We start from the raw sequence: 14454 nt of genomic DNA on the forward strand, positions 1-14454 counted from the left end.
ATGTATGGCTAAGATGCATGAATTAGATCAACCCGAGCAAATGGACGAGGGGAAACACAATCAGCCAGCTGTCCGTACGGTCGAGTACGCCGCCGTGTCCGGGTAGCAGGTTGCCCGAGTCCTTGACGCCTCGCAGCCGCTTGTACGCGGATTGGATCAAATCGCCGAGCTGACCGGCGACGGCGGCGGCGAGCGCCACGGCGAGCGCCGTTCCGAAACCGATCCAGTCCGGCCAAATGACGGCGAATACGAGCGATACGAGCAGCGCGATGACGAGGCCTCCGAGCGCGCCCTCGACCGTCTTGTTCGGGCTGATCGACGGCCACAGCTTCGTCCTGCCGATCGCCTTGCCGACAAAGTAAGCGCCGGCGTCCGAAGCCCAGATGCAAAAAAAGACGAGCAGCGGCCAGAACATGCCGTGCGGCATCTCGCGGGTCAGCGCCATGTAGCGGAAGCCAAGTCCGATATAAAAAGCGCCGACGAACAGCAGCGCCGATTGATCGAGCGTAATCTTGTTTTTGCTGAAAACGGTCGCCGACAACAGCACGAACATCAGCACCCACGAAACCGCCTCCGCGCTCGGCGTCGTCCAGCCGAACGGCAGTCGCGGTAAGGCAAGCACGAGCGTCGCCGCAAAGCCGCAGAGCACGTCCATTCGGCTAAACGGCAAGTGATTGAGCTTGACGAATTCATGGTATCCGATAAGCGCGAGCGCCGCGAGCATGAGCGAATAATACCAGCCGCCCAATCCTAACAACGCTAAAAACGCGGCGCCGGCGACGACGCCCGTAACGATCCGTTGCCCCATCGCCTTAGATCCCTCCGTAGCGGCGCGCGCGCCTCTGGTACTCGCGAATCGCATCGTGGAAATGCGCTTCGGAAAATTCCGGCCAATAGACGTCCGTAAACCAAAACTCGCTGTAAGCGAGCTGCCACAGCATAAAATTGCTGAGTCGCAGCTCGCCGCTGGTGCGGATGAGCAGATCCGGGTCCGGAAGGTCTCCGCTCAGGAGCGACTGCTGGAACGTTTGCTCGTCGATATCGTCGGGCGACAACTCGCCCGACGCCGCACGCTTCGCGATCGTTCTGGCCGCCTCCACGATTTCCATCCGGCTTCCGTAGTTCAGCGCGAAGTTCAGGACGAGTCCCGTGTTGTTCGCCGTCCGGCGGACAGCTTCTTCGATCGCGTCAAGCGTAAAGTCGGGCAGCAGAGCCCGTACGCCCATCATTTTCACCTGCACGTTGTTGCGGATCAAGTCTTCGAGCTCGATCGACAGAAACTCTTGCGGCAGCTTCATCAGAAAATCGACTTCGGCTTTGGGCCGCTTCCAGTTTTCCGTCGAAAACGCGTACATCGTCAAAAACTCCACGCCGAGACGATCCGCGGCTTGGGTAATTCGCTTGACGGCCTTCATGCCGCTATGGTGTCCCGCCACCCGCGGCAGTCCGCGGGCTTTGGCCCAGCGTCCGTTGCCGTCCATGATGATGGCCACGTGCCGGGGAATTCGGCCTTCCTTCAGCAAATCCTCGGACGTCTTGGACTGCGAGCTTCCCGCTCGCCCTTGCCCGCCGTCCTCCCGTTTGCCGAACAGACCGCCTAAGAATCGATTGCTCATGGCTGTTCCCCCTGGATTTAGCGACCATTAAATAGCCCCACCGAGTGGGGCTTGCGCTGGAGCAATACTGATGTTCACTGCGGGAATCCCCGAAAATTCAAACGAACCCCACCTTTCGGAGGGGCCGGTCGAAAACTTAAACTTCCATGATTTCTTTTTCTTTGGCGGACAAGATCTTGTCCACCTCTGCGACGAAGCGATCCGTCGACTTTTGAATATCGTCCTGATGGCGGCGGGATTCGTCTTCCGAAATCTCGCCTTTTTCTTTTTTCTTGATGTCGTCGTTGGCGTCGCGGCGAATGTTGCGGATGGCGACCTTCGCTTCTTCGCCGAACTTTTTGGTCGACTTGACCAGATCGGCGCGGCGTTCTTCCGTCAACGGCGGGATGTTAAGCCGAATGATCGTGCCGTCGTTCGCCGGGGTGAGCCCTACGTCCGACTTGAGGATCGCTTTTTCGATCGCGGCCAAAGCCGATTTGTCCCAGGGCTGAATGATCAGCGTGCGGGAATCCGGCGTGTTGATCGTGCCGAGTTGGTTGACCGGCGTGAGCGCGCCGTAATATTCGGCTTGGACGCGGTCGAGCATCGCGGCGGATGCGCGTCCCGCACGCAGGGTAGACAAGTCGCGGCGCAGTGCGGCCAGCGCTTTTTCCATCCGTTCTTCTGCGTTTTTCTTGATCGTTTGAGGCACTTAGTTCACGCTCCCCTTGACGATTGTTCCGATTTTCTCGCCCAGTACCGCGCGCTTGATGTTGCCCGGCTCGGTAATCGCGAAGACGAGAAGCGGGATGTTGTTGTCCATGCACAGCGAGGATGCCGTCGAATCCATGACGCCCAGATTCTTGTTAAGTACATCGAGGTACGTCAACTGCTCGTACTTCTCCGCCGTCGGGTCCTTGAACGGATCGGCGCTGTATACGCCGTCGACCTTGTTCTTCGCCATCAGGATGACTTCGGCTTCGATCTCGGCGGCCCTCAGCGCGGCCGTCGTATCGGTCGAGAAGAACGGGTTGCCCGTTCCCGATGCGAAAATGACGACGCGTCCCTTTTCAAGGTGGCGAATCGCCCGGCGGCGAATGTAAGGCTCCGCGATTTGCTGCATGGCAATGGAGGATTGTACGCGAGTCGGCACATCGATCTGTTCCAGCGCGTCCTGCAAGGCAAGCGAATTCATCACCGTCGCCAGCATCCCCATGTAGTCGGCCGTCGCGCGATCAATGCCCTTCTGGCTGCCCGATATGCCGCGCCAGATGTTGCCGCCTCCGCATACGATGGCGACTTCTACGCCAAGCGCTACGACTTCCTTGATTTGTTCGGCGATCGAGACGATCGTCGTTGCGTCGATCCCGTAACCGGTCGCTCCTGACAACGACTCTCCGCTTACCTTCAACACCACGCGTTTGTAGACGGGTCGATTCAACGTTAGTACCTCCACCATGGTCGATTTCTGTGCGGGAAGCACGCTTCCCTGTGAACCTGATCTTTAAGCGCTCTTTAAAAAAGGGAACACCGCGTGTCCCCCTGGCATTCCGATTAAACTTTGACTTGCGCCATAACTTCTTCGACGAAGTTATCTTGCTTCTTTTCGAGGCCTTCGCCCAGTTCGAAGCGAACGAAGCGGCGGATGGAGATTTGCTCTCCGATCGTGGAGATCTTCTCGTTAAGCAGCGTTTGGATCGTCTTGTCCGGGTCTTTGACGAACGATTGCTCGAGCAGCACGTTTTCTTCGTAATACTTGTTCAAACGGCCTTCGACGATCTTTTCGACGATTTTCTCGGGCTTGCCTTCGTTCAACGCCTGGTTGCGAAGAATCTCGGCTTCCTTGTCAAGGTCGGCTTGTTGAACTTCTTCGCGGCGAACGACCAGCGGGTTGGCTGCTGCGATATGCATCGCGATGTCGCGAACCAGTTCTTTGAATTGATCCGTCATGGCGACGAAGTCGGTCTCGCAGTTGACTTCGACGAGTACGCCGATGCGGCCTGCGCCGTGGATGTAAGATTCTACGCGGCCTTCGGTAGCGATACGGTCGCCCTTCTTCGCTGCAGCGGCAAGACCTTTCTCGCGGAGCAGATCGGCTGCCTTCGTGATGTCGCCGCCGGCTTCCTCAAGCGCTTTTTTGCAATCCAACATGCCCGCTCCCGTTCTTTCGCGGAGCGCTTTTACGTCTGCTGCGTTAACTGCCATGGGATTCCCTCCTGGTATGTGGCCGCCGGACGCTTCGTGCGCGGACGGCTTTCGATTGGTTTATGTTTTCAAAAAAAGGGCGGTGAGAAGGTTCTCTTCTGACCACCCTTGACCTCGCAATGCTGTAAGAACCGGCTGGCTTAGGCGGTCGTTTCTTCGCCTTGGCGGGATTCGACGATGGCGTCGGCCATCTTGCTCGTCAGCAGCTTAACGGCGCGGATCGCGTCGTCGTTGCCCGGAATGACGTAGTCGATCTCGTCCGGATCGCAGTTCGTGTCGACGATGCCGACGATCGGGATACCCAGCTTGCGGGCTTCGGCGACGGCGATGCGCTCCTTGCGCGGATCGATGATGAACAGCGCGTCAGGCAGTCTGCGCATGTGCTTGATGCCGCCGAGGAACTTCTCGAGACGCTCTTTTTCCTTGCGAAGGATGATAACTTCCTTCTTAGGCAACACTTCGAACGTGCCGTCCTGCTCCCACTTGTCCAGCTGGTGCAGACGATCCGTGCGCTTTTGAATCGTGGAGAAGTTGGTCAGCGTGCCGCCGAGCCAACGTTGATTGATGTAGAACTGTCCGCTGCGCTCCGCTTCTTCCTTTACGGAATCCTGCGCTTGCTTCTTCGTGCCGACGAACAGCATCGTGCCGCCTTGCTCGCCGAGCTGGCGAACGAAGTTGTACGCTTCGTCGACTTTCTTGACCGTCTTTTGCAGGTCGATGATGTAGATGCCGTTCCGTTCGGTAAAGATGTACTTGTCCATCTTCGGGTTCCAGCGACGCGTTTGGTGACCGAAGTGTACGCCAGCTTCGAGAAGCTGCTTCATCGAAATAACTGCCATTTTAACTTGCACCTCCGTATGGTTTTGGATCGTGAATCTCCTCCGCCGGTTCGCGCTTCCCGTCAGAACTTCGCTTCTGCGAAGCACCGCTGACGGAATTGAACGGCGTGCGTTTTTTCACACCGTTTAACAATATAACATATGGGTGGCCGGCTTGCAACACAAGCCGGCCACCCGATCGGCCCCGCGCCTTATAGACGAATGTGGCCGTTTTACTTATTTTTGTCGCGAAGCAGCTCCGCGATAATCTCGTCGTACGTAATTTGACCTTCGAATACGCTGAGGCCGACCCGCATTTTGCCGCTGTAAGGCTTGGCCGCCTTGACGAAGGCCGCCTTGTCCTGAATGACGCCGAGCGCCTTCAGGCCTGTCGCGACCTTGTCGAGCGAATCGCCGGCCGCGACGTAAAGACCTAGCCTCGCTTCAGGGCCGGAATCCGCCGCCTGCGTAGGCGTTGGCGTAGCTGAAGCGCTAGGCGCAGGCGTGCTTGCGGGCGTCTCCGTTCCGGAGGCTGCTTGCCCGGACTTTTCTCCCCCGGCAGACAGTGCGTCCGCCTTGGCCTTAGCGGCAGCCTCGTCAAGCTGGGCCTGCGTGTACATCGGCTCGCTCAGCTTGTACATGGCGTAGCCTTTCCCTCCGGCTTGCTCCTGCAGCTGCGCTAAGGTAAGCGGCTCGGGCGGCAATGCCGTGCCCGCGCTTATGTCTTGGCCGAAGGTCATGAGCTGCAGAAGGGCGGCGCCGGCCATCAGGCCGACGCCGAAGCCGACCAGCAGCGCGCGGCGCTTATTCATGGCCGGTTCACCTCCCGCTTGGCAAGCTGCAATATAAGCTGCACTTCGCCTTTGTTCATATTCATCGCCTTGGCCACCTGTTCGACCGAGCGCCCCCGCTCGTACAGCTCCAGCAGTTCTGCGTAGCGTTCGCTAATCGCCGCCGGGCGCTCGGGCGTTCCGCCGATATCAGCCGCGTCGTCGTCGGCCGTTCCGCCCGGCTGAAGACGATTCGGGCCAATCTCGGAGCCGCGCGAAGGCCGACCCGCTTCGCGCGTTAGGCCGGCCTCGGCCGGCGCTTGTCGTCCGTCGGCGTTCGCCGATCCGCCCGCCGGCGAATCGGCTTCCGGCAGGATGCCCGTCGTGGCCGATTGCTGGTCGAATCCGGCAGGCTGCGCCGGCGACTCCGCGCGCATTTTCTCCGTTACGAACGGTTCGCGGCCAACCGTTTCCGCCTTCCTGTATGCGGCGGCTTCCTCCATCTGACGCTCCAGATCGCGAATGCGCCGGCCGAGACGGCTCACCGTATCGTCCTGCTCCCGCTTGAAGGCGGCCACCGCGTCCACGAGCTCGCGGTTTTCCGTCTCTAGATCCTCGAGCAGCCTATCGTAGGCTTCTTCATTAACGATTGCGGCTGCCTGCTCCTTCGGCTCGGGCTTCAGCCAGCCGTAACCCGCGATGGCGGCCCCGGCGATTACGAGCGTAACCCACGGATCCATTTCAATGCACTCTCACTTTCCCGATGCTATAGCGACAGGTCGATATGATGTCCTTTATACGGATGTTCGGCCGCGTGCGTCTCCGTCTGCTCGTGCTCGCCTGCCCGCTTCTTTTTCGCGAAAGGTCTCTTTTGACGGCTTTCCTTCGGATCGTCCTCGTCCGAGATCGATTTATGTCCGGTGCCTTCCGACTTGGCGTTCCGCTTGGCGTCCCGCTCGGCCAGCTTCTGGGCTTGCGCGCCTAGCGCGGCCTGGTCGATAGCCTGGCGAAGCTGCTGAGAAGCCTGCAAAGGCGTCAATTCGATCGAGCGAGGAATCGAGGTCTGCACGTCGATCGGCTTATAGCTCATGGCCGTTCGCCTCCTGTCGCGTTATAAAAGCGTTGCCATTGCGATCTCGCCTTCGTCGTATCGGAAGGTTACTCGTTTGGCGCTGTCTTTGACGAAACGCGTGTAACGCCCGATGACGATTTTCGTGCCTCCGTAAACGGTATGTAAAACATTGACCTTAGCTTGCTCCGAATCTTCGAGCGTGCGTTCGATCTCGAGGATGTTCGCTTTGGCGGTCTTTAGCTCTTCGGTCACCTGCCTGCGCGTCGAATTCAGCTTGATTCGCATGGTCAACCGGTCGGCGGACAACTGCCCTGCCGCTGCCAGCTGGTCAAGCAATACGAGCGCCTTTTCCGTCTTGTCCAGACTTTCGGACAATTGCCGAACTTGCTGGCGGAGATCGGCAAGCTCCTGCCGCAGCTCCGGCTTAAGCCCGACCTCGATGGAGGTGACCGTGGACATCGAATTGCCGATCGTGCGGGCGACGACCAAGTCTCCCGCCTGCAGCAAGCCGCCGACGATCAAACCCTTGGCTCCTTCGCAGCGGATGCTTCGAACCGCCCGGATGTTCGAATGCATGATGCTCTGCGACACGAGCACGTCCTGACCCGCAGTCACGTTGCTCTCTTGCACGAACGAACACTTCACGTCGACGCCTGCTTTGACATGGCCTTTGCCCGAGCCGATGATGCCGCCGGAAATCTCGATCGAGCCGTCCGACTCCAGATCCGCTCCCTCCACGCCGCCGGTGACCCGAATATCCCCGGACGCTCGAATGCGGAAGCCGGTCAGCACGTTGCCGCGAATGACGACGGTGCCCACGAAATCGATGTTGCCCGTATGGTAATCGACGTCGCCGTTGATCTCGTAAACGGGAAAAACGTTCAGCTTCTCTTTGTCCGTCCACGTGACGAGTCCGTCCATCGCGGCGTACATGGCCGTTTTGTCCGGATTGACGACGACGTTTTTGCCGACTTTGAAGCTCGCCTCTTTGCCTTCTTTGGGGGCGACGGGGTCGCCCGTCACCGCCGTGCCCGCCGTGCCGGGGAGCGGAGGCACCCGCGTTGCGATCAGCTGGCCCGTTTTGACGTTGGCGAGCTGCTTCATCTCCCTGTAATCGACGCTGCCGTCTTCCCGCTCCGCCGGCCTCTTCGTCTGGCCCTGGTCCTCGAACAATACTTTGACGTAGCCGTTGACGCCCGGGGTCGGTTGCAGACCGATCGCAACGACGTTGTCGGTGTAAAAAAACGCTTGCGGATTTTCGGCGATCTGAGCCAGCAGTTCCTGCTGAACGCCGTAACGAACGCCGGCGGACGCAAGGAGCGCCTCGAGTTGCCGTACGTTCGCTTCTTTCGTTTCTTCGATCGGCTTGATCAACAGACGGGCCTCCATGCGGTCTTCCGATATTTTGACCTGAAAGACTTGGTCGATCGCAAACGCCTCTTCCCCTCGCATTATAAATCCCCCTTTCCGGTTCTATTTCTGAAGCAACTGGTCCTTATGCTTGCCGAGCGCGCCGCGCAGACGCAATATCGCCTTGGAATGAAGCTGCGAGATGCGGGAAGGCGACAGCGACATCACCTCGGCGATCTCGCTCAAAGACAGATCCTCGTAATAAAAAAGTGAGACGACCGTTCGCTCCTTAGGCGTGAGCTTGTCGATGCCGGCCGCCAGCGAGTCTCGCAAATAGGTCTCGTGCACCTTCGACTCCGGACTTTGCGCCTTGTCGTCCACGAGCAGCGACATTCGCGTCTCGGCATCCTCCTCGCGGATGGGCTCCTCGAGCGATCCGACCGTCGCGACGGCGACCTCCTGGAGCATTTGCTGAAATTCTTTGTCCGTTATATTCAAGTAGTTGCATATCTCTTCGTCGGTGGCGGAGCGAAGGTTCCGCTGCTCCAGGACGGCGTATGCATCTTCCATTTTTTTCGCTTTGTCCCGAACGGACCGCGGCACCCAATCTCCCTGGCGCAGCCCGTCGATGATCGATCCGCGAATACGCCAGGAAGCGTACGTTTCGAACTGCAGCCCCCGCAGATGATCGAATTTTTCGATGGCGTCGATCAGGCCCATCGAACCGTTGCTGACCAGATCGTCTTTGGAGACGTTTTTGGGCAATCCTGCAGCCATGCGGCTGGATACGTAATCGACGAGCGGAATGTACTTTTCGATCAAGCCTTTTTTAGCTTCGGTGTCGCCTTCTTCCTTCCAGCGGCACCACAGGTCGTAATGGGACAGCTTGGAACTCTTGGGTTCTGCCATCGCTGCATCACCTTCCTTAATCGTCGTTCAGGCGCCGGATCGCCTGTGCGACTTGTTCCGGATTCGGTTCGTCGATCGAGACGAGCCTTGGAGGCTTGAGCGGCTCGAAGCCGGCGGATTGCGACTCTTCGTTGCCCGTCCATTGTTCCCGCATAAGGCGGGAAAGAGATTCGTCGTCTTCGGCCGGCGTCGTCATATCCAGGACGATCCCTCGCTCCTCTTCCGCTCGCTCTTTGTCTCCGCCAAGCGTTTTGGCGGGCTGCAGCAGCTGCTGCAGGACGATGCGGGCGAATAAGCCGAGCAAGCCGAACGCAAGGAAGGCGTACAGGCCTCGCACAAGCGAAGTGAGCGGCGGATTGCTTGACGAGGAGATCAAGAAAACTAAAACGGCCCCGAATACCGCGAACCCTAAATTCCATCGCCATGGCACGCTCATTTCAAATCTCCTTTACCCCGTTCTGCACGCTGCGGATCGTCAACATCCCGCTCGCGCTGCTAAATTCGATCGTCCTGCCGAAATTGCCTCCCGTATCCTCGGCGATGACGGGAATATCGTAAGCGGCTAGCGCCAGCTTCGTGGACTCCACGTTGCGGGGACCGATGCGCATGCTGTCGCTGCCGCTCGCGAACGCGAACATTTGCGCGCCTCCCGCCAGCTTCGCGACGAGCCGCCTCACATTGGCGCCGCCGGCCTTCAGCCTGGACAGCAGCTCGGGAACGGCGGTATCCGCGTACTTCGCGATGTTGAGCTGTCCTTCCCGCGCGATATCCGAGCTAGGAAGCATAATGTGCGCCATGCCGGCGATGCCGAGATTCGCGTCGTGAAGCGTCAGCCCGACGCAGGAGCCGAGCCCGGTCGTCTTGAGCGAGTCTCCGCCCAAGGCGACGTTCAAGTCCGCCATTCCGATTTTTACGATGATGACTTCTTTCATTAGATAGGCACTCCTAGCGCGCGGAACAAGCGCTCGAACGACTCGGGATCGGGAATAAAGAAAAAGTGCCCCTCCGCCCGACGATCGTCCTCCAAAAATGTCGTATCGATGAGCAGCGCCTCGTCGCCCATCGTGCCGAATTGAACCAGTCCGTAGCTCAGGATCGCGCCGGCCATATCGACTGCGATCGCAGGCACGGTCGGCGACAAAGGCAAGCCGGTCAGATCGGCGAGAGACGACAGATACGATCCGGCAAGGATATTGCCGATCTCGCTCAGCGCAGACAGCTCCATCTCCGAATATTGAGGTCCTTCCGAGAGCTCGAACGAGAGCAGGCCTTGAAGCAGCGCGCGCGCCTGGTTCTGGCTCATCAGGAAGAACATGTTGCCCGGCGCCTCGCCTTCCACGCGCAGGAAGATGGCGACCACGACCTCCTCGGCGCCGCCGACGCGATCGGCGATGTCCTCGAAGGGAATAAAGCTTACTTTTGGGACGGCCATGTCGATCGGCTTGTCGAGCAGGCGGGAGAGCGCGGTCGCCGCATGTCCCGCCCCGATGTTGCCGACCTCGCGCAGGACGTCCATTTTGAATTCTGCGTTATGGCTGAACAGTTCCATGCCGTCAAGCTCCGAACTGTTCGAGCTGGATGATCTCCGACCGGTTGAGGACCTCGGACAGATTCAGCAGGATGAGCAGACGGTTTTCGCCGAATTTGGCCACGCCGCTCAAATATTTGGCTTTGATGCCGCCGACGACTTCGGGCGGGTTCTCGACCATGTCCGTGTTCAAGTCGATGACGTCGTTCGCCGAATCGACGATAAAGCCGACTTCTAGCTCGTTCGCCGCGACGATGATGATCCGCGAGTTTTCCGTCGGTTCGGATTCGGGAAGTCCGAATCGACTGCGCAGGTCGATGACCGGTACGACGACGCCGCGCAGGTTGATGACGCCCTTCACGAAAACCGGCGTCTTCGGCACGCGCGTCACCGGCGTCATTCGTTCGATCGTCCGCACCTTGTCAACCTCGATGCCGTATTCCTCGTGTGCGAGCGTAAAAACGATAACCTTGAAATCTTCTGCCATGACAGCATCCTCCTCGGATAGGAACGATTATTTGATAAGCGCGTTCGGATCTACGATCAGCGCGACTTGCCCGTCTCCCAAGATCGTCGCGCCGGAGATGACGTCCAGATTCGTCAGATATTTGCCGAGCGTTTTCAGCACGATCTCGCTTTGTCCGATCAGCTCATCCACCAGCACGGCCGCGAGCTTCTCGCCCTTGCGAATGACGAGCATCTCCGTCTCCTGCTCGTTTTCCTCCGAATAATCCGGCGAATCCAGCACGGCTGCGAGCGACAGCACCGGAATGATCGACTTGCGGTACTCGATGACTTTGGCGCCGTGCAAATCGCGAATCGCGCTCCGCTGAACGATGCCCGTCTCGACGATGGAGGACAGCGGGATGGCGAACTTTTCCGAACCGAGCTTGACCAGCATGGCCGTGATGATCGACAGCGTGAGCGGCAGCTGTATCGACCACTTGGAGCCTTGCCCGGCCTTCGAGGTGACCGAAACGACGCCGCCGAGCGATTCGATCTTCGACCGGACGACATCGAGGCCGACGCCGCGTCCGGATATGTCCGAGATCTTGTCCGCCGTGCTGAAGCCTGGGGCGAAGAGCAGCATGTTGATCTCGTCGTCGCTCAGCTTTTTGGCTTCGTCCGGGGAGACGATGCCCTTCTTGACGGCGATGTCGAGTACTTTGGGCTGATTAATGCCGCGCCCGTCGTCCTCGATCTCGATGAAGACGTGGTTGCCGCTGTGGAAAGCTCTCAGGTTGACGACGCCCGTCTCCGGCTTGCCCGCCTCGCGGCGGCCTTCGATCGTCTCGACGCCATGGTCGACCGAGTTGCGGATCAAGTGCACGAGCGGATCCCCGATCTCGTCGATGACCGTCCGGTCCAGCTCCGTCTCGGCGCCGGTGATGACCAGATCCAGCTTCTTGCCGAGCGACTTGGCCAGGTCCCGCACCATCCGCGGGAACCGGTTGAACACGCTGTCCACCGGCACCATTCGCAGCTTCAGGACGATGTTTTGCAGGTCGCTGCTCACGCGCGCCATATGCTCGACCGTCTCGGTCAAGTCGTTGCGGCGAACTTCGCTCGCAAGCTGTTCCAGCCTGACGCGGTCGATCAGCAGTTCGCTGAACAGATTCATGAGCGAGTCGAGCCGTTCGATATCGACCCGGATCGTCTTGTTCGCTACGGGCGCGGCTGCAGGCGCCCTAGCAGGCGCTTCGGAAGAAGCCGGCTTGTCGGCGGCTGCCGCCGCAGGGGAAGTCGCCGTCGCCGTCGCGGCCGCTTGCTGAGCGGCCTCTTGCATTTGCTGCTCCGCGCTGCGCGACTCGTCAAGCTCGCTTAAGCTCTCGAGATCGAGCGGAACGACGCTTACCGATTCGAGCTCGGAGATTTTGTCGAGCGTGTCTTGCAGTTCTTGTTGCGGAATGCGGGAAATGTAATAGACGGAAAACTGATGGCCGAACTGTTCCTGCTCGATGTCCTGCACCGAAGGATGAGACTTGACGAGCTCTCCGTTGCGCTCGAGCGCATCGAATACCATATAAGCCCGGACGCCCTTGAGCAGGCAATCCTCGCGAATCGTTACTTCGATATGAAAGGCGGGGCTCCCGTTTTCGATCGACTGCCTGAGCACCGACAGCTGGTACTGGTCGAGCAACAGATGCGTAGCCACCATCGCGAGCTCCGACGAACCGCTAGCGATCGCAGCTTGTCCGGCGGATGCCGGCGCGGCCGGCTCGCCCTTGACGATCTGCTTGAGCTGCGACACGAGCTCCTTGACGTCCGCGCTGCCCGTGCCGCCGCCAACGACGTCCTGGACCATGCCTTCAAGCGAATCGAGACATTTGAAAAGCGTATCGAAAATGTGGCCGTTCATTTTTAGCTTGTCGTTGCGCACCAAGTCGAGAACGTTCTCCATCTCGTGCGTCAGCGAGGCCAGATCCTCGAAGCCCATCGAAGCCGACATGCCCTTAAGCGTATGGGCAGATCGGAAAATGATCTGAACGATGCTGATATCCTCGGGCTGCTGCTCGAGACGCAGCATGTTTTCGTTAAGCGACTGCAGATGCTCGTTCGCTTCGTCGATAAAAATGGACAAGTACTGATTCATTTCCACTGGGCGTCACCTCCTGAATGGCACATCTGCATTAAAGCTGCTTCGCTTTTGGCTTTTCGACCGATTTGACCAGCTCGGGGGCGATGCGATGCAGCGGAAGAGCCGTCTGCGCCGCGCCGCATTCCATCGCCGATCGCGGCATGCCGTACACGACGCAGGTTTCCTCCGCTTCGGCGATCAGCGTCGCCGCCCCGTCTTCTCGCAGCGCCTTCATGGCCTTGGCCCCGTCGCTGCCCATGCCCGTCATAAGTACCGCGTGGCGTCTCAGCTCCCGTCGTCCGACGAGCGAACCGAACATGACATCGACCGAAGGTCGGTGGCCGCTGACCGGGTCCTCTTCGGTAAGTCCGATCTTGTACCCGCCGCCGGCCTCCTTGATCAGCTTTAGATGCTTGCCTCCCGGCGCCAGGTAAGCTTGTCCCGGCAGCACCCGGTCGCCGTCCGCCGCCTCGCGCACCTCGATCGCCGAGCAAGAATCGAGCCGCTGCGCAAGCGAATGCGTGAACTTGGGCGGCATGTGCTGTACGATCAGGATCGGCGCCGGAAACGAGGCCGGAATCGCCGACAACACTTCGTGCAAGGCCCGAGGCCCGCCAGTCGACGTTCCAATCGCGACGATATCGGTGAAGGATTCCGTCTGGCGAGGCGCCGACGGCAGAGGCGCCTTCGGTGGCTTGTCGGGCTGCGGCCTTTTGAGCGCCGGATCGGGCGGGATCGGCTTCGGCGATTTGGACGAATTCGCGACTGGCGCGCTCGGTTCCGCAGCCGATTTTCCGGCTAATCCCGCCATTTCAGGCAACCGGCTTTTCCGATCGTATTTGTCTTTAGCCGGAGTTAGCGGCTTCGGCGTCGTTCGCCGTGCTGAGGGAATCTCTGACAGAGACTTGCCAGAAGCAGCAGGACGATCGATGGATGCAGCCGTTTCTTCTTGGGCCGCGGCTCCGTTCGAGAGACGCCGATTCGGACCCAAGCCGGCCTGTTCTGCCGCGGACTCGTGCGTCTCGCGATCTAGGGCCCGAGACGCAGAATGTTCAGGCTCTTGATTTTCGATATAAAGAGGAGCCGATGTTTCAGCTACCTCTCCAGGCGGCGCTTTCGGTTCCATATCCGTTCGGTCCGGCGAGGGCTCGGCGTCGGCTTGAATAACCATCGCTTCGGCGCCTTCCGCCGTCATCCGTCTTAGCCTCAACTCGCCGGAAGCCAGCAGTTCTCTGGCAATATGCAGCTTTTCGATCAACGTCTCGCCCATGTGCGAAACATCGAGCTTCAACGCGCCGTCCGGCTTGCGAACGAAGTCGAACGCGCCATATTGAAGCGCGCGGATCGTATCCCGCGTCCCTCTGTCCGTCACCGCCGACATCATGATGACCGGCGTCGGACATTCGGCCATAATGCGCTTCAGCGCCTCGAGCCCGTTGATCTCAGGCATTTCCAGATCCATGACCGCGATATCGGGCCGCAGTTCGCGAACTTGACGAACGGCGTCCGCCCCATCGGCAGCCGTCCCTACGACTTCGAACGCGGCGTCGCCGGCGACCAAGTCTCCGACCAATTTCCTCATGAAAGGGGAATCGTCAACGACCAGCACCGTAAATGCTTTCATGCCTT

The 14454-nt window shown here is 59.4% G+C and carries 17 protein-coding genes; all 17 read right to left on the reverse strand.

Translation table 11 applies throughout. From position 1 onward, the window contains the following. Window positions 1-22 precede the first annotated feature (22 nt). Window positions 23-808 (reverse strand): phosphatidate cytidylyltransferase, encoded by a 786-nt coding sequence (locus tag BM235_RS26925; RefSeq protein WP_090117353.1) that lies wholly within the window; start codon window positions 806-808, stop codon window positions 23-25. A gap of 4 nt (window positions 809-812) precedes the next feature. Further along, window positions 813-1616 carry an isoprenyl transferase gene (locus tag BM235_RS26930; protein WP_090117354.1) on the reverse strand — a complete coding sequence of 268 codons (804 nt, stop codon included), beginning with the start codon at window positions 1614-1616 and terminating at the stop codon, window positions 813-815. Between the two features lie 136 nt (window positions 1617-1752). Continuing rightward, entirely contained in the window at window positions 1753-2307 is a 555-nt protein-coding gene (frr, locus tag BM235_RS26935) for a ribosome recycling factor (protein ID WP_090117355.1), read from the reverse strand. Further along, window positions 2308-3036, reverse strand: coding sequence for a UMP kinase (gene pyrH, locus BM235_RS26940; RefSeq protein WP_090117356.1), 729 nt, complete (start codon window positions 3034-3036; stop codon window positions 2308-2310). It abuts the gene before it with no gap. 113 nt (window positions 3037-3149) lie between these two features. Further along, window positions 3150-3800, reverse strand: a complete 651-nt coding sequence (gene tsf, locus BM235_RS26945; protein WP_090117357.1) for a translation elongation factor Ts — start codon at window positions 3798-3800, stop codon at window positions 3150-3152. A 140-nt stretch (window positions 3801-3940) separates the two neighbouring features. Continuing rightward, window positions 3941-4639 (reverse strand): 30S ribosomal protein S2, encoded by a 699-nt coding sequence (gene rpsB, locus BM235_RS26950; protein ID WP_090117358.1) that lies wholly within the window; start codon window positions 4637-4639, stop codon window positions 3941-3943. A 212-nt stretch (window positions 4640-4851) separates the two neighbouring features. Continuing rightward, complete coding sequence (locus BM235_RS26955) at window positions 4852-5430, reverse strand: hypothetical protein (protein ID WP_090117359.1); 579 nt, start codon at window positions 5428-5430, stop codon at window positions 4852-4854. Continuing rightward, window positions 5427-6128: a hypothetical protein gene (locus BM235_RS26960; RefSeq protein ID WP_090117360.1), complete on the reverse strand. Its 702-nt coding sequence runs from the start codon at window positions 6126-6128 to the stop codon at window positions 5427-5429. Before BM235_RS26960 ends, BM235_RS26955 begins: the two co-directional genes overlap by 4 nt. Window positions 6129-6154: 26 nt before the next feature. Then, a complete protein-coding gene (locus BM235_RS26965; protein ID WP_090117361.1) occupies window positions 6155-6478 on the reverse strand; it encodes a hypothetical protein in 324 nt (107 codons plus the stop codon). A gap of 21 nt (window positions 6479-6499) precedes the next feature. Beyond that, on the reverse strand, window positions 6500-7912 hold the full coding sequence (locus tag BM235_RS26970) for a FapA family protein (RefSeq protein ID WP_090117362.1): 1413 nt from the start codon (window positions 7910-7912) through the stop codon (window positions 6500-6502). Between the two features lie 21 nt (window positions 7913-7933). Then, entirely contained in the window at window positions 7934-8719 is a 786-nt protein-coding gene (locus tag BM235_RS26975; protein WP_090117363.1) for a FliA/WhiG family RNA polymerase sigma factor, read from the reverse strand. Window positions 8720-8735: 16 nt separating this feature from the next. After that, the gene (locus BM235_RS26980; protein WP_090117364.1) at window positions 8736-9155 is read right to left on the reverse strand and encodes a hypothetical protein; all 420 of its coding nucleotides are present in this window, start codon (window positions 9153-9155) and stop codon (window positions 8736-8738) included. Window position 9156: 1 nt separating this feature from the next. Next, a complete protein-coding gene (locus BM235_RS26985) occupies window positions 9157-9651 on the reverse strand; it encodes a chemotaxis protein CheD (RefSeq protein WP_090117365.1) in 495 nt (164 codons plus the stop codon). Next, window positions 9651-10268, reverse strand: a complete 618-nt coding sequence (locus BM235_RS26990; RefSeq protein ID WP_090117366.1) for a chemotaxis protein CheC — start codon at window positions 10266-10268, stop codon at window positions 9651-9653. The genes BM235_RS26985 and BM235_RS26990 overlap by 1 nt, the downstream gene beginning before the upstream one ends. A 4-nt stretch (window positions 10269-10272) precedes the next feature. Then, entirely contained in the window at window positions 10273-10734 is a 462-nt protein-coding gene (locus BM235_RS26995) for a chemotaxis protein CheW (protein ID WP_090117367.1), read from the reverse strand. A gap of 27 nt (window positions 10735-10761) precedes the next feature. After that, window positions 10762-12846 carry a chemotaxis protein CheA gene (locus tag BM235_RS27000; protein ID WP_090117368.1) on the reverse strand — a complete coding sequence of 695 codons (2085 nt, stop codon included), beginning with the start codon at window positions 12844-12846 and terminating at the stop codon, window positions 10762-10764. A 31-nt stretch (window positions 12847-12877) separates the two neighbouring features. After that, window positions 12878-14449, reverse strand: a complete 1572-nt coding sequence (locus BM235_RS27005) for a protein-glutamate methylesterase/protein-glutamine glutaminase (RefSeq protein WP_110468902.1) — start codon at window positions 14447-14449, stop codon at window positions 12878-12880. Window positions 14450-14454: the final 5 nt, after the last annotated feature.

It is taken from the genome of Cohnella sp. OV330, from assembly GCF_900112065.1.
Lineage (GTDB): Bacteria > Bacillota > Bacilli > Paenibacillales > Paenibacillaceae > Cohnella.